At 37.9% G+C, this 25,187-nt stretch carries 24 protein-coding genes; 22 read left to right on the forward strand and 2 right to left on the reverse strand.

What is annotated here, in order from left to right; translation table 11 throughout:
- Positions 1 to 83: 83 nt before the first annotated feature.
- From CC97_RS12810 to CC97_RS12845, 8 genes are all read left to right on the forward strand, one after another.
- Positions 84 to 1,382, forward strand: coding sequence for a dockerin type I repeat-containing protein (locus CC97_RS12810; RefSeq protein WP_044975339.1), 1,299 nt, complete (start codon positions 84 to 86; stop codon positions 1,380 to 1,382).
- A 170-nt stretch (positions 1,383 to 1,552) separates the two neighbouring features.
- On the forward strand, positions 1,553 to 2,704 hold the full coding sequence (locus CC97_RS12815; RefSeq protein ID WP_044975341.1) for a trypsin-like serine protease: 1,152 nt from the start codon (positions 1,553 to 1,555) through the stop codon (positions 2,702 to 2,704).
- A 25-nt stretch (positions 2,705 to 2,729) separates the two neighbouring features.
- Positions 2,730 to 3,458 (forward strand): hypothetical protein, encoded by a 729-nt coding sequence (locus CC97_RS12820; RefSeq protein WP_044975343.1) that lies wholly within the window; start codon positions 2,730 to 2,732, stop codon positions 3,456 to 3,458.
- A 46-nt stretch (positions 3,459 to 3,504) separates the two neighbouring features.
- Positions 3,505 to 3,732 (forward strand): dockerin type I repeat-containing protein, encoded by a 228-nt coding sequence (locus CC97_RS12825; protein ID WP_044975344.1) that lies wholly within the window; start codon positions 3,505 to 3,507, stop codon positions 3,730 to 3,732.
- Positions 3,733 to 3,902: 170 nt separating this feature from the next.
- Positions 3,903 to 4,982: a trypsin-like peptidase domain-containing protein gene (locus CC97_RS12830; protein ID WP_044975346.1), complete on the forward strand. Its 1,080-nt coding sequence runs from the start codon at positions 3,903 to 3,905 to the stop codon at positions 4,980 to 4,982.
- A 405-nt stretch (positions 4,983 to 5,387) separates the two neighbouring features.
- Positions 5,388 to 5,759: a hypothetical protein gene (locus CC97_RS12835; RefSeq protein WP_044973469.1), complete on the forward strand. Its 372-nt coding sequence runs from the start codon at positions 5,388 to 5,390 to the stop codon at positions 5,757 to 5,759.
- A gap of 20 nt (positions 5,760 to 5,779) precedes the next feature.
- Complete coding sequence (locus CC97_RS12840) at positions 5,780 to 7,537, forward strand: transposase (RefSeq protein ID WP_044975347.1); 1,758 nt, start codon at positions 5,780 to 5,782, stop codon at positions 7,535 to 7,537.
- A gap of 194 nt (positions 7,538 to 7,731) precedes the next feature.
- A complete protein-coding gene (locus tag CC97_RS12845) occupies positions 7,732 to 8,577 on the forward strand; it encodes a PD-(D/E)XK nuclease family transposase (protein ID WP_044975348.1) in 846 nt (281 codons plus the stop codon).
- 509 nt (positions 8,578 to 9,086) lie between these two features.
- Here CC97_RS12845 and CC97_RS12850 read toward each other — a convergent pair.
- Entirely contained in the window at positions 9,087 to 10,082 is a 996-nt protein-coding gene (locus CC97_RS12850) for an IS5 family transposase (protein ID WP_044973980.1), read from the reverse strand.
- A 235-nt stretch (positions 10,083 to 10,317) separates the two neighbouring features.
- Between CC97_RS12850 and CC97_RS12855 the strand changes: the two genes are divergently transcribed.
- The 12 genes from CC97_RS12855 to CC97_RS12910 all read left to right on the forward strand — a co-directional run bounded on the left by CC97_RS12855 (position 10,318) and on the right by CC97_RS12910 (position 21,796).
- The gene (locus CC97_RS12855) at positions 10,318 to 11,163 is read left to right on the forward strand and encodes a PD-(D/E)XK nuclease family transposase (RefSeq protein ID WP_044975349.1); all 846 of its coding nucleotides are present in this window, start codon (positions 10,318 to 10,320) and stop codon (positions 11,161 to 11,163) included.
- Between the two features lie 237 nt (positions 11,164 to 11,400).
- On the forward strand, positions 11,401 to 11,961 hold the full coding sequence (locus CC97_RS12860) for a sigma-70 family RNA polymerase sigma factor (RefSeq protein ID WP_242848175.1): 561 nt from the start codon (positions 11,401 to 11,403) through the stop codon (positions 11,959 to 11,961).
- Positions 11,961 to 12,854 carry a hypothetical protein gene (locus CC97_RS12865; protein ID WP_044975351.1) on the forward strand — a complete coding sequence of 298 codons (894 nt, stop codon included), beginning with the start codon at positions 11,961 to 11,963 and terminating at the stop codon, positions 12,852 to 12,854. Before CC97_RS12860 ends, CC97_RS12865 begins: the two co-directional genes overlap by 1 nt.
- 64 nt (positions 12,855 to 12,918) lie before the next feature.
- On the forward strand, positions 12,919 to 13,113 hold the full coding sequence (locus tag CC97_RS12870; protein ID WP_044975352.1) for a hypothetical protein: 195 nt from the start codon (positions 12,919 to 12,921) through the stop codon (positions 13,111 to 13,113).
- A gap of 324 nt (positions 13,114 to 13,437) precedes the next feature.
- Entirely contained in the window at positions 13,438 to 13,938 is a 501-nt protein-coding gene (locus CC97_RS12875) for a DUF6431 domain-containing protein (protein ID WP_197021841.1), read from the forward strand.
- Positions 13,939 to 13,980: 42 nt separating this feature from the next.
- A complete protein-coding gene (locus CC97_RS12880; RefSeq protein WP_049962895.1) occupies positions 13,981 to 15,315 on the forward strand; it encodes a DDE-type integrase/transposase/recombinase in 1,335 nt (444 codons plus the stop codon).
- A complete protein-coding gene (locus tag CC97_RS12885) occupies positions 15,308 to 16,120 on the forward strand; it encodes an AAA family ATPase (RefSeq protein WP_044974499.1) in 813 nt (270 codons plus the stop codon). Before CC97_RS12880 ends, CC97_RS12885 begins: the two co-directional genes overlap by 8 nt.
- A 382-nt stretch (positions 16,121 to 16,502) precedes the next feature.
- Positions 16,503 to 17,018, forward strand: coding sequence for a dockerin type I repeat-containing protein (locus tag CC97_RS12890; RefSeq protein ID WP_044975354.1), 516 nt, complete (start codon positions 16,503 to 16,505; stop codon positions 17,016 to 17,018).
- A gap of 259 nt (positions 17,019 to 17,277) precedes the next feature.
- Positions 17,278 to 17,697, forward strand: coding sequence for a hypothetical protein (locus tag CC97_RS12895; RefSeq protein ID WP_044975356.1), 420 nt, complete (start codon positions 17,278 to 17,280; stop codon positions 17,695 to 17,697).
- The gene (locus tag CC97_RS12900) at positions 17,672 to 18,304 is read left to right on the forward strand and encodes a dockerin type I repeat-containing protein (RefSeq protein ID WP_044975358.1); all 633 of its coding nucleotides are present in this window, start codon (positions 17,672 to 17,674) and stop codon (positions 18,302 to 18,304) included. The genes CC97_RS12895 and CC97_RS12900 overlap by 26 nt, the downstream gene beginning before the upstream one ends.
- Before the next feature lie 440 nt (positions 18,305 to 18,744).
- The gene (locus tag CC97_RS12905) at positions 18,745 to 20,301 is read left to right on the forward strand and encodes a transposase (RefSeq protein ID WP_044973606.1); all 1,557 of its coding nucleotides are present in this window, start codon (positions 18,745 to 18,747) and stop codon (positions 20,299 to 20,301) included.
- Positions 20,302 to 20,464: 163 nt separating this feature from the next.
- Positions 20,465 to 21,796 carry a leucine-rich repeat protein gene (locus CC97_RS12910; protein WP_044975360.1) on the forward strand — a complete coding sequence of 444 codons (1,332 nt, stop codon included), beginning with the start codon at positions 20,465 to 20,467 and terminating at the stop codon, positions 21,794 to 21,796.
- Between the two features lie 105 nt (positions 21,797 to 21,901).
- Here CC97_RS12910 and CC97_RS12915 read toward each other — a convergent pair whose 3' ends face one another.
- Positions 21,902 to 22,909, reverse strand: coding sequence for a hypothetical protein (locus CC97_RS12915; protein WP_044975361.1), 1,008 nt, complete (start codon positions 22,907 to 22,909; stop codon positions 21,902 to 21,904).
- 298 nt (positions 22,910 to 23,207) lie between these two features.
- Between CC97_RS12915 and CC97_RS12920 the strand changes: the two genes are divergently transcribed.
- A complete protein-coding gene (locus CC97_RS12920; RefSeq protein ID WP_044975363.1) occupies positions 23,208 to 24,668 on the forward strand; it encodes a YfjI family protein in 1,461 nt (486 codons plus the stop codon).
- A gap of 102 nt (positions 24,669 to 24,770) precedes the next feature.
- Entirely contained in the window at positions 24,771 to 25,067 is a 297-nt protein-coding gene (locus CC97_RS12925) for a helix-turn-helix domain-containing protein (protein ID WP_044975365.1), read from the forward strand.
- Positions 25,068 to 25,187 lie beyond the last annotated feature (120 nt).

The raw sequence follows: 25,187 nt of genomic DNA on the forward strand, positions 1-25,187 counted from the left end.
AATGCGTTATTATAAACAGCAATTTAAACCAGAGATTATAGACCCCATCGTTTTACGTGGGAATATGAAAGGGATGTATTTTTATGAAAAGAACAAGAATTTTAGCAGCAATCATGTCAGTAACAATGATGTCATCGTTTATGCTTCCGGCAGTTTATGCGGAAGATGCAGGAGTAGAATCCAGAACACCGGGTATCGGTACATATGAAGATGTACTTCCAAGTGGAATAGTAGAGCGGATCAATGGCAATATTAAAGACGTTGTTGATTCATTCGGAGAAGATGCACTGGTTTTTGAGTATCCTGATTATTACGGAAATCAGGACAAGCACAGTTACTTTGTAATCACCAAAGATCTGAATTGCTATTATTTTTATACTGATAGTAAGTATTCAGCAGTAACGATGCGTGAAGGAACAGAACCGCCTGTTAGTAAGATAACCGGAAAGATTAAAGACAGAAAAGAATATCAGGATATGTTCTACAGAATAGAAGGAACAGATCAGTATTTATTCAACTTTTACAGACAGTTTAATGCTGAGGATGTAGATACTGTTTACGATATTCTGAAAAATGATGAGAATGTTCTTGCTATTGAGGAACGTGAAGATGTAGTAAGTGCAGCAATTGACTGCGATACTATTGTTGTCAGATCAGAAATGTCTGTTGATGATTTTATAAGTCAGTATCCTGAATTTGCACTTGGTTATGCTGAAGATGGTTTTGTTCGTGATAACTATAACTACTGTGTGAAAATTAAGAAGCTGCCCCTGGGAATAAAACGTGATCCTTCTTATTATTCCGGAGTGTATGAAGCCTTAAAGCGTCTTACAGAGAGCGGAACGGAATTTGATTTTAATATTGGTATATTAGAGAATACACCAGATAAGATCGCTACTGATTCAAAGGTGATCTATGAAGCTGACGCGTCACAGATAAAACAGCTTATACAAAACTTTATCGATCAGAACTATAAAGGCGATGCCTGGATAACAGAAGCTTCTAAATCAGATAAAGAAGAATATGGTATTCTATATTATGTGCAATTTCGTAGTCCAAGAACAAACGAACCATGGTTTGATTATGATGCAATAACCAGTGAGTTTGAAAAGTTTTTCAAAGAACATAATATTGATCCTTCAAGTGTTCCTGTTGGTTTTAATGAGGGTAATGCTCCTGTTTCTGAAAAAATAGGGGATGTTGATCTTAACGGAACAATCGATGTTACAGACCTTACAGATATTTCACTTGCACTTTTAGGCGATAAGGAACTTAAAGCTGACCAGCAGAAGGCTGCTGACATTGACGGTGACGGAGCCGTAACTCTTGCTGATCTTGCAAGACTTCAGCAGTATCTTTCAAAGAAGATAGATAAACTGTGATAATGAGTTGATTACGACAAAAACTGACCCAGATATATCAAATATTATTTGGGTCAGTTGATACTTTGAAAATGAAAAGGGGATGATACCAGTGAAGTAAGATAATATTTTATTTGTACGCAAATTTATGAGAAAACAGAAGTTAGAAAAATTAACAGGGGGAATTTATTATGAATATCTTTAAGAAAATAACAACAGGAGTTTTAGCATTGACAATTGGGATGTGTGCGATTCCATCTGCTGTTTCTGCAAGTATGAATGAATCATATCGCAAAGGCGATATTGATGGTGACGGTGATGTTGACAATGTGGATTCAGCTTATCTTTCAAACTTTTTAAGCGGTATTAAAGGGTCAGCAAATAATCAGATGTCTCAAAGACTTGATGTTGATCTAAGCGGGATAATTGACAAACTTGACAAAGAATTACTTTCGAATATGTTGGTCAATGGTGCAAGTCCGATCTATTATTGTTATGAAGATTCAAATGCAGGCGTACCGCCTCAGCAAACTTTGAGTTATCGAAAATACGATGCTCAAACTGGAACGAAAGTAGGAGATAACTATACGCTTTCGCCAGTAAGTAATATTTCAACAACTTCTAAAGTTGAGCCGGAAATCGAAAGAGGCACTGATTATACTAACCCCGGAATAGTAAAAATTAATGCAACTGAACCGGGAGTAACAGGTTGGACTGGAACAGGATTTGTTGTAGGATCAAATAAAATATTAACTGCAGCTCATTGCGTTTATAATACGCATACTAATACACCGTTTTGTAATATCTCTATTGATGTTTATGATGGTCCGGGTTATTCAGCAAATAATTATTCAGCTAACTATTACCACATTCCTGAAAATTATCATTTAGCCCCTGATTACGTGAGTTACTGTGATTATGCAATAATTACAGTTGATCATACATTTAGCAGTGACTATATAATGAATCTCGGCGTTGCTAGAGATAAGCTAAAGAATAATACATCGTCATCAGTTTATTATAACTATAATGATAATGGGGTTAATAGACTAGGCATTTTTTACACCTACTATAACCATTGGGCAGAAATGGGATGCTTGAAGCGTAATGATCCAAATCAATCATTGGGTGTGCTTATGACAGATAACGTATTTTATTGCAGTACATTATGTGCGGGAGGATACAGCGGCTGTCCTGCGTATGCCGAAACAGAGGATGATTTTAAAAGTGTTATAGGAATTTGTAGTGGCAGATTTGATACACCTACGTATTACTATAGCGTTTGTAAAAGAATAGATACTAATATTCTTCAGTTTGCACTGAACAACCCGAATTTGACATAACAGTTAGTAGAGAGGAAGATGCATTATGAAAAGTATAATTGGTGCTTTAATTTCAGGTGCTGTTTTGTTTTCAACGCTTATACCGATTTCTTTTGTCAATGCTGAAGCGACAGAACAGTCAAGCACTCCTGGCATTGAGGAGTGGAAAAATCCATCTGGAGTAATCAGACAAATTGAAGGTATAGACTTTGATGATTTTATTAAATCATTTGGAGAGGATGTATATATATATAGCGATAGTAAAAATGTGGTGTTGGTTGAACCTGATGGCAAAAAACATCATTTTAGTACCACTAATGTATGGAACAGAAAATATTCGGTTGTAAAAATGCAGGCAGGTGTAGAACCACCTGTGAAAGATATAAATGAGAAAATAGGCAACGGGGAACCTTTGAATGTGACTTTTTATAGATATCCCGATACCGATGAATACAGATTTCTGGATTTGAATGAAGAAGAGCATGAAAAAATAATTGAAATTCTGAAGAAAAATCCGGATGTTATCTCAATTGAGAATCGTAGTGAAGTAACTGAAGATGTTTTTCGTTTAGAAAACCTAACAGTTAATGGCAATATAGACCCGGATAAATTTATAAAAGATTATCCGGAACTGGATCTTTCGCAGCAAACAGGTGACAGCGGAGTACCGATTAAAACCGGTGACAGTTTTTCTTTTAAATTTAATGAATATGCTACTTCTCATGAATTGTACGATGCTTTGATTAGACTGAACAAAAGCGGTATAGTTTTATGAGATTGGATCGTTAATTGCCTTATCATCAGGTAGTGTTTGTGCAGAAATGGTTGATGTTCTGTATTCGGCTGATGAATATATTGTAGGCGATGTGAATTCAGACTCTGCAATAGATGTTACTGATATTACGGAACTTTCGCTTAGCCTGATTGGTGATAAAGAATTGACGAACAAGCAAGGAAAAGCTGCTGACGTTGACGGTGATGGAGCTGTTACACTCGCTGACCTTGCAAGACTTCAGCAGTATCTTTCAAAGAAAATTGATAAACTGTGATAATGAGTTGATTACGACAAAAACTGACCCAGATATATCAAATATTATTTGGGTCAGTTGATACTTTGAAAATGAAAAGGGGATGATACCAGTGAAGTAAGATAATATTTTATTTGTACGCAAATTTATGAGAAAACAGAAGTTAGAAAAATTAACAGGGGGAATTTATTATGAATATCTTTAAGAAAATAACTGCTGGTATCGTAGCGGGAGCTATGAGTGTGGGAATGGCTAGTACAACTGTCAGTGCAAACAGTACGAATTATCTCAGAGGAGATATTGATGGTGATGGTACGGTAGCTCTTACAGATCTGGCTTATCTGGCTAATTTCCTTAGTGGAAACAAAGGTTCTGCTGATAACCATATGTCACAGCGCCTTGATGTTGATATGAGTGGAATAATCGATATTCTTGATCAGAATATGCTTTCTCAGATTATTTTAGGTAGCATTACTCCAAATACAATCTATTACGAAAGTACAAACAACGGAATCCCAGCACAGAATACACTTTACTATCAGAAGTTTGATGCTCAGACAGGTGGACAGATAGGAAGTGCTTATCCTTTAAGTCCGGTATCAACAATTCCTAATTATGCTCCTAAAGGAATAATCGGAACCGACGACCGATACATTGATTATTCAAATAGTGGAGTTGTTAGAATTACCAGTTCAATTGGTCAGGGGAGCGGATTTATAGTTGATGATAATCTTATTCTTACAGCGGCACATGTTGTTTATGGTGCTACAAATGTTAGTTATACTTTGTTTAATGCTAACGGAACACCTAAAGCTACATATTCAGCTGCAAGTTATCATGTTCCGTCAAACTATATAAGCGGTAGTGATGTTGATTACGATTATGCATTAATAGTTGTTAATCAGGATCTTTCAGATTACAGAGTAATAAATTTAGGTGTTTCAAGAGATAAACTAAAGAATAATATTACGTCTTCAGTTTATCTTAATTATGCTTCAAAGCTTGGAATATATGTTACGGGTTATGTTTCTAATACAGGATATACTGGAATAGGAAACTTAGCAAATAATTATCTTACAAATACTTTGGTGCAATATAATACGGATACCGTTCCTGGTGAGAGTGGTTCACCTGTATATGTTAAAACTTCCAGTGGCGACATGATAGCCATAGGTGTACACAGAGGAGTTGGCGTTGCTAATTCTTATAATCAGGGTAAGAGAATCGATACAGACGTAATACATTTTATTTATAACAATCCAAATATCTAAAACAGAAAACAGTTGTAAAATTTTAGTGTGTTAGATTTTTTTATCATAAAGTGCGAACTGCTTAACTAAACCCTTAACTTAGTAAGAAAGAACTTAATAACGCAAAGGCGGAAGTCTCCGATAAAGAGATTTCCGCCTTTTCAGCATATAAAAGGTATCAGGCATCGCGATGCCTGATACTATCGAATAGCTGGTTACTATTCACGGCCAAATAATGTAAAATAGAATGAATGATAATAGTGCTGAAAACATTGAAAATGCGATGTTTTCAGCACTGTTTTTTTACGTAAAAAAGCACAAAAAAAACAGTGGTATTTGTTTAAATAGATACCAATAAAACTATTGACATTTTTGTTGGTATGTGATATAATAATAAGTACCAAGTATAGAAAGGAAGCTGAAATCATGTCGATTGTACGCTACACAGATAAGAAAACCGGAAGAGTGGTTCTTTATGAATCAACATCACACTACGACCCTGTAACCAAACAATCAAGACCAATACGCAAGTATCTTGGAGTTGAAGATCCGGTAACGGGAGAACTGATACCGTCTACAGGAAAGCCGGGCCGAAAGGCTAAATCAGAATCAAATAGCAATACTGTTGAAACGAAGGTAACAGCAGAACCGGATTACAAGGAAATCATAAAAAAACTAAAAGAAGAAAGTATACAGAAAGATAAAAGAATCAGCGAACTTGAAAAACAAAATGCTATTCTGAAAAATCACTTACTGAACATAAAGGAATCAGCAGAAAGAGCGCTGGAACAGAAATAAAACAGAACAGGAAGCAAGCTATGAACAGGCAGTTTTTTATCAATACATCATTACAATATGAAAATAAAAGACTTAAATGTCTGGTAAAAGAATTTGAAAATGGTGACAGGTATAAAAAACTGCAGCATAATCATCACCTCATATATCTTGGATATCAGAGGCGGATAAAACAGCTTAGCAGAGAAGTTCAGTCATCAAAAAATACAGTGAAGAAAGTACTGGATATCTGGTACGAACAGCTTGTAATTGAATGTGAAAATCATACAAAAGAGCTTAATGAAAAAATAGATACAATCTGTAAATTAAGACAGGAAAACTATGATTTGTACTGTGAGTATCAAAAAAAGCTTGCTAAGAAGGATGAAGAATATCAAAAAGCACTTGACGAGAAAGACGCTACAATAGAAACACTTAAAGCCGAAATCCGGCATATGAAAGCGGTACAGGACAGAGATGGAACCAATACATCTCTGCCTACATCGCAGACACCAATCGGGAAATCAAAAGCAAGACCAAACAGCAGAGAAGAAACCGATAATTTCAAAGGAGGCCAAACAGGGCATAAAAGATCAGAGCTTGAACCACCTGCAGAAGAAGCAATAACTGATATAGCGGAACATTGTTTAACTGAAGATGACTGTTGCCCGAAATGCAAAAAAGATGAGTTTGAATATACCGGAAAAACAGAAAACCGCTATGAAATAGAAGTAGAAGTTAAAGTAAAGAGAGTGAAGCATAAGTATTACGTCTACAAATGTAAGAATTGCGGGACCCTGGTGATCAGCAGAACGGCACCTGAAAAAAGAACTAAAGTAAGATATGGAGCAAACGTACAGGCAATGATACTTGTTTTGCTGAATATTATGAATTCGTCAATAAATAAGGTTCCTGTATTCTTTCAGGGCATAACAAACGGAGAGATCAGTCCGAGTGAAGGGTATGTAGCTAAAGTACAGGCCAGAGCCGCCAAAGCACTGGCAGTTTTTCATAATGATTTGCGAAGGGAGTTACTTAAAAGACTGCTCATTTACTGGGATGATACCGTGGTTTACGCCGATACTAAAAGAATCTGCCTGAGATTTTACGGAGACGAAAGAATCGCGTTCTTTGTAGCCCATGAAAACAAAGATATGAACGGAATTCTTCTGGATGGAATACTTGAAAATCTTTCTGCTGAAACATCTGTTATGCATGATCATAACAGCATCAATTACAATGAACGTTTTGTGTTCATAAATATTGAGTGTAATGCACATTTGCAGCGCGATCTTCAGAAACTTGCAGATGAAACCAATCATGAAGTACTGCTTGAAATAAAAGCATTGATATCAGCAACGATAAAAGACCGAAAGAATCTGATACAAGCAGGAACAACACGATTTGATGATGGATATCTTGAAAATTTTGAAAGCAAGCTTACAGAACTTCTGCAAAGAGCAGAAACGCTGGCAGAAGCGAATACATCAAAATATTCAGGCGGTCCGGAACGCGCTCTGATACGCAGAATCATAAAATATCGCAGCAATTACTTCGCCTGGGTATATGATTTCAGTCTGCCTACAACAAATAATCTCTCAGAACGAGCACTACGTGGGACGAAAACAAAAATGAAGGTGTCAGGTCAGTTCTCATCTTCAAAAACAGCAAATAACTATGCAATGATTCGTACATACATTGAAACATGCCGAAGAAATGGAATCAACGAATATGATGCATTAACAAGATTATGTGATGGTAACCCATATACTGTCGAAGAAATATTTGCTGAATGTGAATAAGAAAAAATACAGCACCATCAGGCCGGTAATAAAACCGGTCCAGTGGTGTTGTTTTCTTTTGCGCTGGAAAAATTAGGCCGTGAATAGTAACAATAGCTGCCGAAGGCAGCTCACCATTTTGTATTTTACCTTGATTTATGGGAATCAATATGGTATAATAATGTCAGTAAACATCAAAGAAAGTAAAAGCAGTTATGAACAATGATTTATTGGAAAAAGCAGCTTCAGAATCTGAAACTGAAAAACTGGAACATGAAAAGAATCTTCAGATAATCGAGGGTTATCGTCCTATCGATGATTCATTTATGAGGGAACTTTTCAGAGATGACATTCCGCTGACGGAATACGTCCTGCGTATAATCACCGGAATAAAAGACCTGAATATAATAAGATCAGAAACACAGTACGATCTGCATCATATTGCCGGAGCACGTTCCTTAAGACTTGATGTTCTTGGAACAGACAGCAAAGGAAGACAGATCAATCTTGAAGTACAGAGAGCTGATGCGGGCGCTACTTCTTACAGAGCACGTTATCATTCCAGCGCTCTTGATATTGAGTTTATCAAACCAAATGAAGAAGTCACCGTTCTTCCTGAAACATACGTAATTTTCATTACCGAAAATGATGTAAAGGGAAAAGGAAAACTCATCTATCAGTACGAACGTCGTGAAAAGGACGGTTCAGAACTCGGTGACGATACACACATAATTTATGTAAATGGAGCATACGACAAAGATGGAGATACCTCCGATCTTGCCAAGCTTGTACATGATTTCAGATGCTCACAGGCGAAAGATATGCTTACCAAACCTCTTGCAGATAAAACAAGAATGCTAAAGGAAACACCGGAAGGAGTTGATACTATGTGTAAGGCTATTGAAGAAAACAATAAAAGAATTATTAGGAACAACAAAATCGAAATAGCAGTTAATTTTATTCGGTTAGGTAAAAATTCATATGATGAAATAGCAGAAGCAACAGGTCTTACTGTAGAAGAAGTTGAAAAGCTTGCAGAAACTCTGAACCACAGTGCATGATGGTTGTTTTATAAAACATAACAATAAAATGCGGAAGTCTCGGCACAGAGAGATTTCCGCATTTTCTATATGCTGAAAAGGTCTCAGGCATCGCGATGCCTGAGACTATCAATTAGCTGCCGAAGGCAGCTCACCTTTTGTGAGCCCCTGACATGCGTAGCGGACAAACAAAGGACAAAACCCTTTTTCGGACAAAAAAGAAAAGCTCAGAAACAGCGTAAAAGTAGTATTTCTGAGCTTTTTGATTTGGTGACCCGTACGGGAATTGAAAATATCGGCGCACTTTTCGTGACTTATCGGGATATGTGAAAATGTACGAAAATACTAGGTTTCAGAACAATTCACAAAAGTCCGTTTATGCTGTTTTATGCTAAGGAAACGCTGAATAAGTCGTGATATAATAAAATATCCTTGTAATATTGGAATAATATTGAAATGCGAATCGCTATTCGAGCATTTACCTCATTTTTTTATTATTTTTTGCGGAATTAATCCGCATTAGGGTACACTTACCCCTTGCAAAATTCTGCAGTTCTTCCTGCACGAGAACACATCAGCAAATTTGCTGATGCGAATAGAAAATTGAATCTATTCATGTTCTTTTTTATTCCTTTGTATGCTACTTTTGAGTATCCAAATGTATTCTTTACAATGAGGAAAGCATGTTCCACTTTGCATCTTACTGATGACTTATCATGCTCCATCTTTTTATCCCAGTTAATACCGTTATAGTCATCTGAGGTTTTTAAACTTGACGGTCTTTTATTGATTTCAAACTTCATGTTTTTATGATGCTCATCCTGTTTTATGGCATTCTGTGCCGGAACACCAAGATAACCAGAATCGCCGTACATTATTTCATCATCATTGCGAATAAGCTTAGATGCTTCAGTGGAATCATGCACATTTGCCGCTGTTCCGGTTATTGTATGCACATATCCTGTTCCAGCATCTACTCCAGCATGTACCTTCATTCCATGATACCACTGATTGCCTTTCTTAGTCTGATGCATTTCAGGATCACGTTCTCCCTTGGCATTCTTTGTTGAACTTGGTGCTGCAATTATTGTTGCGTCAACAATTGTACCACCATGCATGATAAGTCCTGCCTTTTCAAGTCGATCATTAACGTCCTTGAAAATAGCGTCGCCGATATTATGTTCTTCAAGAAGATGTCGAAACTTCAGTAATGTTGTTGCATCCGGAACTTGTTCATGCATAAAATTTATTTTCATGAATTTTCTCATTGCATAGCTATCATAAATAGCATCTTCGACACCTTCATCTGATAGATTGAACCAATCCTGAAGAAGATACATTCTAAGCATGGTCTCGATACCTTTTACAGGTCTGCCATGATTACCTGACGGATAGTAAGGAGCGATTATCTGAATCCATGAATCCCATGGAATTATCTCTTCCATTCTATTAAGAAACGCTTCTTTTTTTCCCTGACGCTTTCTAAGGGAATATTCCATATCGCTGAAACTTAACTGTCCGTTCATATCAAAATACCTCGCATAATATATTTTATTAACTACATTATATCATATATACGATAATTTGTCAATACTAACGTCGATTAAATCAGCGTTTCCCTAAGTTTTCGTATCATTAGCGGACAAACAGCGGACAAAAAACAATTGACATACCCTTGTGCATATTTGTTTTTTACCTTGATTTATGGAAATCAATATGGTATAATAATGTCAGAAAACATCAAAGAAAGTAATAGCAGTTATGAACAATGATTTATTGAAAAAAGCAGCTTCAGAATCTGAAACTGAAAAACTGGAACATGAAAAGAATCTTCAGATAATCGAGGGTTATCGTCCTATCGATGATTCATTTATGAGGGAACTTTTCAGAGATGACATTCCGCTGACGGAATACGTCCTGCGTATAATCACCGGAATAAAAGACCTGAATATAATAAGATCAGAAACACAGTACGATCTGCATCATATTGCTGGAGCACGTTCCTTAAGACTTGATGTTCTTGGAACAGACAGCAAAGGAAGACAGATCAATCTTGAAGTACAGAGAGCTGATGCGGGCGCTACTTCTTACAGAGCACGTTATCATTCCAGCGCTCTTGATATTGAATTTATCAAACCAAATGAAGAAGTCACCGTTCTTCCTGAAACATACGTAATTTTCATTACCGAAAATGATGTTAAGGGAAAAGGAAAACTGATTTATCAGTACGAACGCCGTGAAAAGGACGGTTCAGAACTCGGTGACGATACACACATAATTTATGTAAATGGAGCATACGACAAAGATGGAGATACATCCGATCTTGCAAAGCTTGTGCATGATTTCAGATGCTCACAGGCGAAAGATATGCTTACCAAACCGCTTGCAGATAAAACAAGAATGCTAAAGGAAACACCGGAAGGAGTTGATACTATGTGTAAGGCTATTGAAGAAAACAATAAAAGAATACTTAAAAACAAAGAAATCGAAATTGCGGTTAATCTTATTCGGCTAGGTAAAAATTCATATGATGAAATAGCAGAAGCAACCGGTCTTACTGTAGAAGAAGTTGAAAAACTTGCAGAAACTCTGAACCACAGTGCCTGATGATATGATTTATTCACGATAACGCATTTACCAGTAAACAAACGATTTACATACCAAAGCAGCAAAGCTCTCGGAAAACGCAGCCAGCGTAATCTGAGAGCTTTATTATTGTCATTATCTACAACTATTTTGCGGATTAATTGTGACATCTTACAAACTTGAATTTGATGAGTCACAAACGGTTCGGAACGTACACTATATTATTAGAAGGCCTTCAACAGAGTCACAGGGAGGTGTATGATTCTGGAAGATGAAAAAATAATTGATCTTTACTGGGAACGATCTGAAAATGCAATTACGGAGACAGATAAAAAATACAGGGAACGATGTTTGCATGTAGCAAGGTCAATCCTGAATGATAATTCAGATGCTGAAGAATGTCTGAATGATACTTATCTTACAGCGTGGAATCTGATTCCACCGGAAAAACCTGAAATACTGTCTGCATTTCTGTTCAGAATCATACGGAATCATTCACTGAACAGACTGAGAACTCTTAACCGGGACAAGAGAAAAAGAGATTTAACCTTTTCTCTTGACGAACTCGGTGAATGCATGGACAGCAGGAGTGTTACTGAAGAAAATTTTGATGAGACCGAGGTCTTAAATGCGATCAATGATTTTCTTCGCACTCTTAATAAAGATAATCGGTTTATTTTAGTCAGAAGATATTGGTTTTTTGACAGCATTGCAGATATTTCAAAGCGTTCTTCAATGACAGAGGAGAATGTAAGAGCCAGACTTTCAAGACTGAGAAAGCGGCTTAAAAAGTATCTGAAAAAGAAGGTGGGGCTATAATGACAACAGAAAAGCTCAGAGATATTTTTGGAAAGATAGATGATGAATTTATAGAAGAAGCGGAAAACTATGTGCCGGAACATAAAATCAGAAAACCGATATATATAATTGCACCGGCGTCGGCTGCAGTCATTGCTTTATGTACCTGTATTTATTATCATAATGAAGCTAATCGTATAAAGCAACCTGAGATAAATAACAGTTATGTTGTGACCACTGATTATACCGAAAAAGTGCAGGAAACAGAAATATCAGATACAGTGCCATGTACAGACGATACAGCAGATACAGCAAATGTAAATACTGAAGTATCTAAAATCGGATACGATGAAGGCACACAATACATCGTAACAATTTCTGAAAAATCAGAGCCACAGTCTGAAAGCGAAGGAAGCTATAGCGAAAGGTCTGTAATAACACCAGAATCATTTGAAAATAATCCGGATTCTTTAGAATCGAATACTGAATTCAATTGTTCAACAGAAGCAGCTGAAAACCTTGAAACCGAAAGCCAGGCAGAAAAAACGGTAATCGCATCTCCGGACAATAATATATTTACCGAAGAAGAAACAATATCTTCTTCACCAGTTACAAGTGAGATTACTGTTCCACAATCATCTGATATATCAAGTACAATTTCCAATAGGTTTGATGTCCGTGATTTTCCTTTTATTTTGAAAGATAATGAAGGGCATAAATATTACAGGCAACAAATAGTGGATAAAAATCAAACTGAAAATTTTATTCAGAATAGAATTTTGTATGATCCAGATGATAATGAATACGAGGTCAGTGAATATTATTTTAAAGATAATGTCGATGAAAATATACTGGTCATATACTTTGAAAAAAAGAATAGTTATGTGGTATATTTGAATGTTAATAATGCGTGACTTCTTGTTCCAGCTTAATTATGGTAAAGAATAGCGATATAACTTTAACAGGAGTGTGATTTATATGAAAAAAGGTCTAAGAATTATTTCAGGAATAGCAGCAACGCTCATGTTTTCTCAGTCATTAACTAACATTGCTTTTGCTGCTAGTGATGCTTTTTCGCAATACAGTTTCATATATGATCTTGTGGATGAACTTACAGATTATATGAAAAACAATATGGGTAAGGTTGATATTATTGTTACCGACCACCCATAATGTCGTCCAATAGGCACTGTATCTTGTCACGCAGGCAACAGTTCTGTCAAGGGAAATGTACAAGATTCTGGAAAGTCAGTCCTGCAACTGCGGCCCAGACACGGAATGCTCACGGGAAAACCAACGCGATAAACCCATCCTTCGGGCACGCGGTAACAAATAATAGAAAACGGCATCGTTCCGATTCGAATTTCGGGATGATGCCGTCTGTGTTTTTATCTATAAAAATGATATAATAATTGTATTAACCTTTAGAAAGGAATAAACGATAGCTGTTTTGATCGTCATAACTCGCAATTATGACACAGCTATCGTCCCTCAACAATGAAAAGTATATCATTTTTTCGTGAAAAAGTCAAGGACGGAATCGTCGAAATTACAGGAACAAATTCACCTGTTTGTCCAATTTGCGGCAAACCAATGAAGTCACACGGAAGGTGCAGACGGTATCTGCGCGTATCCGGCGAAGAGCGAATCACTCTGTCTCTCAGAGTTTTCTACTGCCCGGAATGCGACCGTTATCACCGCGAGCTTCCGGATTACGTTGCTCCTTACAAACATCTCAGTACTGAAATAATAGCTGAAATATATGATGGTCTTGACAACTATGATGTTGATGACAGCACGATAATACGCATCCGAAACTGGGTAAGAAAGTTCCTGAATTTTGGTTCTGCGACTGTCAGAAGACTTAAAATTGAGCATCCTGCACTGGTCGTCAGAAGCAGTTTTGAATCAACATTTGACACGCTCACCTATTTTGTCAGAATAGTCGTAAATTCCAATGAATGGAAGTTCATTAGTTCGCCTGTCATTTCAGTCTGACCTGTACTATGATAGAGATATCAACTACAAGGAGGTACCTCTATGGACATGAAAAATCAGAAACTGGCAAAAGAGATAGCTGAACAGCGTGTGATCATGATAGCGCCACTGCTTGATACCACTCTGTCTCAGGATGAGTATTACGGCAAGCGCCGGGAATTAGCTGATACGTTTGAAGTATCAACAAGAACACTCCAGCGCTATGTGGATGCGTATAACGGAAATGGAATCGACGGATTAAAACCCAAAGGGAAAGTACCGGAACAGAATACCGTGATCACTAAGGAGATCCTGGAAGAGGCAATCCGTCTGCGCCGTGAAGTTCCGTCACGAAGCGTCCCTACCATCATCCAGATACTTGAACTTGAAAACAAGGTCGAAGTTGGCATGCTGAAACGAACGACGCTTCAGCGTGCACTATCAAGGGCGGGTTATTCATCTCAGATGATGAAGACCTATCAGGATCATGGATACGGTTCACAGCGTTTTGCCAGAGTTCATCGCTGTGACTTGTGGCAGGGAGACCTGAAATACGGACCAACGCTGACTATCGACGGAAAGCCGCAGCCAACGTACATGTCGTGTCTGATTGACGATGCAACACGTTACATTGTTCATGCTGAGTTTTATGGAGATATGGAGCAGAGCATTGTTGAGGATACACTGAAGAAAGGCATTCAGAAATTTGGACTTCCCCGTCGTATCTACTTCGACAACGGTTCACAGTATCGTACCCAATGGATGAAGCGTGCATGCAGTCTTCTGAGTATTAAACTGCTGTATGCTAAACCGCGTAATCCTCAGGGTAAAGGAAAACAGGAACGCTTCAACCATACCGTTGACTCGTTCATTGAAGAGGTAAACCTGAACCGTCCTGACAGCATAGAAGAACTGAACAGACTGTTTAACGCCTGGCTCTCTGAATGTTACCACAGTAAAATACACAGTGCACTCGGAATAACCCCGGAACAGGCATTCAAATGCGATTCCATGCCATTACGCTATCCGGATGATGCAATACTCTCAACTGCTTTCCTGCACTGTGAAACCCGTAAAGTTAACAAGTCAGGATGTATCAGCTTCATGGGTAAAGATTATGATGTTGGCGTTCTTTATGCCGGACAGCAGGTGGATGTTGTTTATGATCCTCAGAATATTGCACGTGTAAGGATTGAAGCAAAGAATCATGAACCGTTTTACGCTGAACCGGCTAAGGTAGGTACACACGTTGCTAAAAAACCGAAACGTGCTGAAATTGAAAGTATCCCAGCGGATTCTTCAAGACTTCTTGATGCTGTTACAAAGAGCGCCGGGGAAAAGGAACGTCGAGCTATTATTTCGTATTCACAGGTATTGGAGGGTGCTGAAAATGTTTGAAATGTTTTATGGTATGCAGCATACACCGTTTACGCGCGGTATTCCATCTGATCAGCTGCACAGAACACATCAGAATACTGAAGTTTTCAGTCGTCTGATCATCACTGCACAGAAACAGTCATTCGCACTGCTGATTGGTGAACCAGGTACCGGCAAGACAAGTACACTTCGTCGTTTAAAGGATGAACTTCCTGAATCAGAGTACATGGTTCTGTACGTTTCTGATTCAAAACTGACTCCGCGAAGCTTCTACAACTATCTCCTGAACCAGCTCGGATGCAAATCCGAATTTCATCGCAATGCAGCGAGAAACGCTTTGCATAAGCAGATTGAAATAATGAGGAATATGCAGAAACGTAAAGTGGTCGTGATTCTTGACGAAGCACATCTGTTGCCAAAAGAAATGCTTGAAGAGGCCCGCTTTCTTCTGAATTACAAAATGGATTCCGAAAATCCAATGGCACTAATACTTTCGGGTCAGACTGAACTCTGGGACAAACTCCGTCTTTCCGCATACAGAGCCATTCTTGAAAGAGTAGATGTTGAATGCTTTCTTACTCCTATGGATTTTTCAGAAACCAAGCAGTACATTGAATCACAGCTTCATTATGCCGGACAGGAAAATCCTGTCTTCACTGAAGATGCAATGAAATCTATTTTTACTTTTTCAGGCGGAAATCCACGACTCGTAAACCGTGCCTGCAGTCAGTCACTTATCTATGGTGCACAGATGAAACAGACCTGTATCGACAGCAAATCTGTAGATATTGTACTTGAAAACGAAGTAACCGGAGCCGGTCACTGATTATCTGATGTTGCGGTTCAACTTGATTAACGGGCTTTTGCCCACAATGGAGGATAGGGCAACGCTGGGGAGCGACCTGAGCGCCATGTGGGATTTTGCCGAGAGCATAGCTCTCTAGATTGAAATTGACACCTCCGTGCTGGGGGTGTCAGTTTGTTTTTCCAATTCAGTTGACAAAATACTGTCCCTGCCCTGACAAAATACATTCACTTTTGGATGACAGGATAGGTGGGCGCTAACAATTATATCTGTTGGTGATCAGCTTGATCTTAAAGCACCAGAAAACAGTAAAGTAAAAGTTATTGTCGGTGACGAAGAATCAGCTGAAAAAGTTGAGAAATATGTTTGCGATTTAGGTTATGAGAAGGAAATACTGAATATTGTGATTGATTCTAATTTCAGACCAGTGCCTGATGCTGGGGATAATTCTGAAAAGATCACTTTTAATGATTATGAGTTTGTTTACGAAATATTAAATGTAGTGACCGAACTGATGAATAACAATAAAGACGTTGATATTCGTTCAGCTGGTGATAAACTAGATTTGGAAACACCAGAAAACAGTAAAGTAGAGGTAAGAGTAGGAAGCGTAGAATCGTTACAGACTGTAAAGGAATATGTTATTAATCGTGGATATTCAGAAAATAGCCTAAGTGTTATAGTTGACCCAGCATTTCAGCCGGTGCCTGATGGAAACGCTGTATGTTTCGGGGATTTAAATTCAGATCAAACAATCGATGTAACAGATCTTACAGAACTTTCACTTGCACTTTTAGGTGATAAGGAACTTACAGAAGATCAACAGAAGGCTGCTGACATTGACGGGGATGGATCAGTAACACTCGCCGACCTTGCAAGACTTCAGCAGTTTCTTTCAAAGAAAATTGATAAACTGTGATAACGAGTTGATTACGACAAAAACTGACCCAGATATATCAAATATTATTTGGGTCAGTTGATACTTTGAATATGAAAAGGGGATGATTCCAGTGAAGTAAGATAATATTTTATTTGTACGCAAATTTATGAGAAAACAGAAGTTAGAAAAATTAACAGGGGGAATTTATTATGAATATAGTGTTGGCCAAAGAATAAATACGGATGTATTACATTTTGCGTTTAATAATCCATACTTGTAATAATAGGGAGTGATCAACATGACTAAAAAATTTATTTCTATTCTCTTAACAGTTTCGTTGGTATGTGGCTCAGCATTTTCTGCTGCTGATATATATGCTTCCGAAAGCACTTTAACAGCAGGGATAGAGTCGTGGAAGGAATACAGTGGCACACGAAAAAGGATATCCGGGACAGTAGAGGATGTTATAGGATCTCTAAAATCCGGAACGGTAGTTATAGACTGTCAGGGTGCTTACGGAGATGGCTTCCTCGCATTTACACCGGACGAACGTCACAGTTACTATACTAAAGGCTCAAAATACTCCATAGTAACAATGGCTGAAGGAACGGAACCACCTGTTAAAGAGATCAATGAGAAAATCGGTGCATCAGATAACTACGAAGTTAAGTTCTACAGAATAGATGACAGCGATGAATACGGATTTTTTCGTACTTGATAACGAATATAAAGATACTGTTTATGATCTTTTAAAACATAACAGTAATGTGGTGAAAATAGAGGAATGTCAGAGTATTCTTGAATGTGAATCTGCACTCACAAATTTCTGTATAAAAACCGATCTTTCCATAGATGAGGTTTATGAGGAATATCCTGGACTTTTACTCGAAAATGGACGTAAGCTTCGCGAATCAGATAAAGACTGGTGTGATGCTCCGGAAGACTGGAGTTATGTATTTTCATGCAAGGGAAGAAAAGATACCGAGACATATCCTTCGTTTTACAGTTCAATAAAGAAACTTCATGATAATAACATTCCGTTCGGATATGATGTTCTTATCGCTACAGAATATGGTCGTCAGCAGTCTGCAACAAGTTCAGAACTGATTTATAACGCAGCCAATACTGTTATAGTTGGTGATGTCGATTGTAATACATTGATTGACGTAACTGATCTTACCGATCTTTCTCTTGCCCTTATTGGCGATAAGGAACTTACAGAAGATCAGCAGAAGGCAGCTGACATTGACGGTGACGGATCAGTAACTCTTGCCGACCTTGCAAGACTCCAGCAGTATCTTTCAAAGAAAATTGATAAACTGTGATAATGAGCTAATTACAGCTTTGTTATTGCAGAACACACCTAAATCATTATGCTGAAATGGTGCAGGAACAATACAAAGGTACCAAATGCATTAATTATTACATATTTGAATTAGAAAGTAGTGTGGTTTTATGAATAAAAAAACAAAATCAACTGTAACAGCAGTAATGCTTTCCGTTTTAACTATGCTGCGGATTAATTCGCTTACAGTTTATGCAGAAGAAACGGATACTTTTAATTTATCCGAAGGATTCTTTTCATTATACAATAATCCTGAGTTCCCGGGTTTTTCTTAGTCTACATCACAGGATTGTAGTTACAAGCGCATGATAATTCACGCAGATACGTAATTTATTTGAATATCCACTTGATTTCTGACATGAAAAATGATATAATGTAGATATAATAAATTTAGTCTACATCATTTGCTGTGAGGGAATCATGTATATAAACTATAATATCGTAAACGGTAAAGAATATGGAACAGTGACTGCATCTGTTCGAAAAGGAAAAAGTGTTTCAAAAGGCAAACAAATATATCTCGGAAGAGTAATAGACAAGGAAAATGGTATATTCAAAAATCGTGAAAGAGGGTTGTTTAAATACGATCTTGCAACAGATTCATACAGTTCTGTTTCAGCAGATTTTGAAGAGCCAAAAGACCAGCGAAAAACAAAGTATCAAAAACGTCCAGTTCTGATAGTATCTTTCGGAGATATATATTTACTTGATTCATTCATGAACAAAAGTGGAATTATGTCAGCAGTGAATGCAATCAATTATAAAAATCAGGATACCCTTCATGCGCTGGTTGCTTACTACATATTAACAACATACTCCAACTGTCATGCAGAAGACTGGTGGGAACTTACATATGCCAGATATCTTTATCCTAAAGCACAGATGGCATCTCAGAGAATAAGCGATGCACTCGCTGATATAGGCAGTGAAGATGCTAAGCGCCACTTCTTCAAGGAATACTTTAAGTTTCTTTCCTTAAAAAAAGACGCAGATGAATCAAATGAAATTGATGACGGTATACTTATTGATAGTTCAGGGCTTCCAAATTCTATACATTTTCCATTAACCGCCGTAAGCAATCATAACGGAATAATCAGTGAGGAACTGAGGCTCATTTACGTTGTTCAGCAGCACACTGGAATGCCGTTGTTTTTCAGATATGTTGCAGGTAATGTTATCGATGTAAGTACAATAACAAGAACTATAGCTGAACTAAAAGCGAATGGCATAAATACCAAATTTGCGATTCTTGATGCCGGATATTATACAGGAGTAAATGCCGATGCACTTCTTGATTCAGGAATTTCTTTTATGGCTCGAATGAAAAGTAATTTCAAGGTGTACAAACGAATCGTAAGTGAACATCTTAATAATCTGATGATTAAGGAAAATGCAGTGATATTCAACAAACGACTTATCTATATCAAATGCGTTCCATGTGAAATAGGTCAGAAAGAAAATCGTAAAGCATACGCTTTCCTGTGTAAGGATATGACGGCATACAATGAAGGACAGAAAAATGCTATTGCAAGAGCTGAAGATGAAAGTCTTACAGCATCAGATATTTATGATGATTTACAAAGGCAAGGAGTATTTGTGATTGTATCAACCAGAAAAGTTGCAGTCGAAAAAATACTGCCTCTTTATTATATGCGTGATCAGGTTGAAAAAATATTTGAGCTATGCAAACAGGGAGGTAAAATACTTCCGATTAACGTAGAGTCAGAAGCAACATTACGTGGGCATTTGATGTTGACTTTTATTGCAACTGTTGTACTTAAAATGATGAGTGACAAGCTAAGAAATACTGCCTTGACAACTGAATCTGTGTTTATGAATTTACATGAACAGCATGCCATCGTGTATGACAAGGAATTTGTAACAACAGAACCGATTAAGAAAATGAACGATGCATACAAGGCTTTTAAAATTCAATGTCCTGTTTCTATAAAACGTCTGCTTGATAATGTAGACTAAAAAATTCTCGGGAACTTAGGATAATGAAATAAAACCAGCTGACGTTGATTACAGTCTGTTTGATAAATTTCTCAAGTATAGTTTGCTTGTTTCTGACAAAAATACTCTTTCACCGGAACAACTTAATTTATGTGAAAAGATTTTTACGACAGAACGTACATATATGACTGTAACTTGCAACAACGCACGTGAAACTTTAAAAAAAGGAACTTTACCAAAAAGAATAGATCTGAATAGTTCGAGAATCATCAAATCTCTTGCGGATTTACAGTCTATTCCGTATGAACTCACAATGATTTTTCCAGAGTTTAAATATTACTATTTCCGAGGAGCAGGTGGAGATTATTCCTCTTACAGTGAATATTGGCTTGATGAGAATGGCACTGAGCGTATCATATGTTCATCCGATCTCAGTCAACCTGTATATGAAATAACAGTCAAGAGCAAACTCGATCCTTATAAAGAAGATGAATTACTCGAATACTGTTACAACAGATCGATTGAGCTTCATACGGATGCGATTGAATGCAGTGACGGAAGATATAAATATAGTGGTGTTATTAAATCCACTAACTCTTCCGATAATTCTGATATTAAAGTTTTTACTTCGGGCATCTGGAAATATGAAGTGATGGATGATAATACCGCTATTATTGTTGACTGCGACTTGCCTAAATATGATGCAGCAGAATTGATCAAAGAACCATTTGTTCTTCCGGATAAACTGGATGATCATATAGTTTCCGGCTTATACGCTGGCCTGAAAGGCACTGGAATTACTAAACTCGTTGTTCCGGACAATTACAAATATATAAATGAACTTATAGGTCTTGACAATCTTACAGAACTGGTTATTGATTCTCCTGACCTGGTTTTACATTCGTCTAGTATAGTATCATGCAAAAAGCTGGAGAAGCTTACTCTTAACGTTGATTCAATTGAAGAAAATATGCTTTTAGGTTGTTATGCTTTAAAAACGATTGATATAAAAGGCGCAACAGGTATTTCATGTGACGCTTTCCATAATATTGAATCACTTAGCGAAGTCACCCTTCCTGCAAAAGGACTAAAGTATATCGGACAAGATGCATTTGTAGGAACATCATTAAAAGAACTATATGTTCCAGAGGACGTAGAAATTGCAGGCATGTTAAAGACTCCTTATATGACGTCTGAAGGTAAATTGGTAGATCCTCTTACAGAAGATAATATTAAAATAGTTAATGATGAGTGTGTAATATTATCTTATTACAATACAGAGGGACAGAGTTATGCTGTCGCTAATAAATGCAAATTCTCACCAATGGATAATCTGAATTATGGAGATTTAACCGGTGATGGAGCATACAATAGTATTGATGTCTTAACACTTCAGAAATGGCTGCTTGGAAATCAGAACTCCAAATTATCAAATTGGGAATATGCAGATTTCAGTAAAAACGGAAAACTCGATATTGCTGATTTTTGTTTAATCAAGAGTAATCTCGTTAAATAAAAGCATATTTATGTTTTTGCTATGTTTGAAATTTATAAATCAGGCGGAAGTGTCACAATGAATTTCCGCCTTTTTATTTTTGATGCAACTGAAACAATATTAAGTTTACTCAGCCTCTGCTTCCAGCCCGTACACAAAACTCATAACGTCCTGCTTCATCTTATCATAGAATGCATCAAGTTCCTTGTCAGGCAGCCGATGATCCATTTCGTATTCGGACAGCTTTTCGGTCATAAAAGCAGTAAACACCTTGCGTTGCCGGTCGAACCTCTCTACAAGCAGAGGGTTATCAAGAACTCCTGAAGAAAGTTTGGTCTTCTGCTGTCCGATATAGTTACTGAGTCTTGTGCTGTATATTTTATAGGTACTGTTTTCCCTTGAACGCCTTTTGGCATTTTTAATCTCACGCTGATATACATTCTGACATTCCTCGGCATCACAGCATACGCTGTTTCTGATGCCGAGGAATTTTTGGCTGCAGTATTTACAGTCACATACATACAGCTTCAGCTTATGGATAGCAAAGCTGAAATCATAGAAGAAGTTCACAAGTGCGGTGTCGGCTACGGTGTATATATCGTTACGGTCATTTCCGCGTATGATTATCTTATCAAAACTGAGGCGAAATGCTTTTATATCGCTTTCGGAGTTGAAGTCAAAATTCCAGTCGTCACGCATGACCTCGCGAATATGGTTGAAAACTTCACTGACGTGTTCAGTGGACTTCTTCAGGGCACGGGTATTTAAGAATGCTCCTGCCTTTTCTATGTTCTTTCTCGTTTCAGTGAACAAATCACGAAGTGTATCAGAATAATAGCGTGTAAAGAAGTTGAAGCTGTTCAGCCGGTTATCGTCAAAACGCTCCAGTATCTTACTGTAAACTGCAGCTCTGCCGTTTATAGCTCCGATAAGCTCGTCAGTGAGCTGCTCATAGTCAAGGAACCCATTTCGGAACTCCGTTATGTCTCTGAATATATCATCAAAACTGATAACGCTGTATGCATCTCCGGAAATATTTCTCCATACGCTTTCGTTATCTTCAGTAACAACAAATATCACATTTTTAGCCTGCTCGTCAATGCGATAGAGCAGGATTTTTTTATTTTTACTCATATCATGTTCCTTCCCTGTAACGTAAAAGATAAAATACGTTACGATAATTATATCATTTAAACCTTTAGAAGTCAAGATAATAACGGATAATGCAAGATACGTTACAGCAAAATCAAAGTAATTAACGTAATTTACACGAATTATAACGTGTTATTATAGATTGATAAGATGCCGTTATGGTAAACTTGGATTGTCGGGAGAAAAAGACACCTGATAGTGGAACAGCACACCCTATGCCGACCGAAGCCTTTATAGATGCGTATCTGTAAAATTTGAAAAGAAAGGAAATGATGAATCGTTGACTAATGAAATCAGATGGGTTAAACCCACACCGCTCCGTTCTGACGGAGCAAATCTTTTGAAGTTCCCTGTAAACGCACTTCCGCCTGTTATAGCTGATATGGCAGATGCGGTAGCAGCTACAACATCAACAGATGTAGCAATGGCCGGAACTTCAATTCTTTCAGCAGTGAGCTACTGTTTTTCAGGGGTATATCGTATGGCAGCAAAGCGTGATCATACAGAACCGCTTGTGCTTGATACCCTCACGATTGCAGAACCGAGCTTCAAAAAGTCTCCTGTTATTTCTCTTATAAAGAAACCGTACACTGACTTTACCCGTGACTGGAACAAAAAGCACACACAGGAATACTTCACGGCTCAGTCAAAACGTAAACTGCTGGAAAACAAGCTTGAAGCACTTGAAAAGAAGAATGATGTTACCGCTGAGGAGATCGCTGACCTGCAAATAAAACTCAGTAATATCCCTGCAGGTAACTTACGCAGAATAACAGTGGACGATGTTACTCCGGAATCACTTGTAAAGCTGCTTGAAGAAAACGGAACACTTCTTATGATATCTGATGAAGCTGGTATGCTCGGTAATTTCAGCGGACGGTACAGCAATAACATTCCTAACCTTGATTTGCTTTTAAAGACATGGAACGGTGAGACCTATATCAGTGACAGAGCGACCAGATCAAGCATTATTCTTCCGAAGCCTTACATGAGTATTTGTCTTGCGTGTCAGCCTTATGTTTTTGAAGGTTTGATCAGCAATCCCACTTTCCGTGGCAGCGGTCTTACTGCACGTTTTCTATATTGTTTCCCTGAAAGCAATATCGGTTTTCGCAAGTATGATACCCCGGCTGTTCCTGAAGCTGTATCAGAGAATTACAGGGAGCTGATATGCAAGCTTCTCAGTGTAAAATTCGCTTATCATGATGAAACAGAACAGTATCTGCACTTTGACAGTAAGGCTTACAGTGAGTTCGTTGACTACTACAACAACTTTATCGAACCGCATCTCATTACCGATATGGCGTTCTGCAAAGACTGGGGTGGAAAATATCACGGTGAACTGCTTCGCCTGTGCGGTATCATTCACTGTATCAGGTGTGCTCTGAATAATAGCAATCCTGCTGAAACACCTGTTACGCTTGATACGTTCTGCAATGCTGTCGAGATAGGTGAATACTTCCGTGAACAGGCAATATATGCTTACAGTCTCGGTGACGTTGACCTCGGAACGATAAAAGCAGAGAAAGTACTCGCAAAGATACGTTCCAGACACATTACTAATATCCGGCAGAACGATCTTTACAAGCTGTGCAGATGTACTCTGTTCAGGAACGCTGCTGACTTCGGTGAGACTATGGATATGCTGGAGGAATACAATTATCTCCGCCGTGAAAAAGTTGAAGGAGCAAACGGAAACAACAAAAGCGGAACTATGGTTTTTATAAATCCGCTTATCTGAACAATCAGCATTATCGGCATTTTCGGATTTCGATTGTGCTGAAAATGCTGATAGTTCATGAATTCGCAAACGTAAACAAAAGAAATATGGAGGATGGTCAAAATGAATACTACAGAAAAGAAAGCAATCGTAGACAACATTCTGGAACTGCTTATTCAGCTTACAGAAGATGGTGAAAGCACTGCTACGCAGAACGTCAAAGCACCAGTCGAAAATAAAGTCGAAATGCTGACTATAAAAGAAAGTGCTGCACTCATCAGCGGACTTTCTGAACACACAGTTCGTCAGCTTGTGAGACAAGGCAAGGTCAAGTCAGTAAGAACCGGTGCAGGAAAGAACGGAAAAATACTCGTGAACAAAACTGACCTTGTGGAATATTTTCAGGGAAAGGGTGCGTGATAATAAAGTGATGCGGTTTCTGCAGCTGAAACGGTTATGGTACAACGAAAGCATAACCGCAGATCCGGCGGGCGAAGCCGCCGGAAAAAGCCCCGCAGGGCGACATAGTTCTTCTGATAG

The sequence above is a fragment of the Ruminococcus sp. HUN007 genome (genome assembly GCF_000712055.1).
GTDB lineage: Bacteria > Bacillota > Clostridia > Oscillospirales > Ruminococcaceae > HUN007.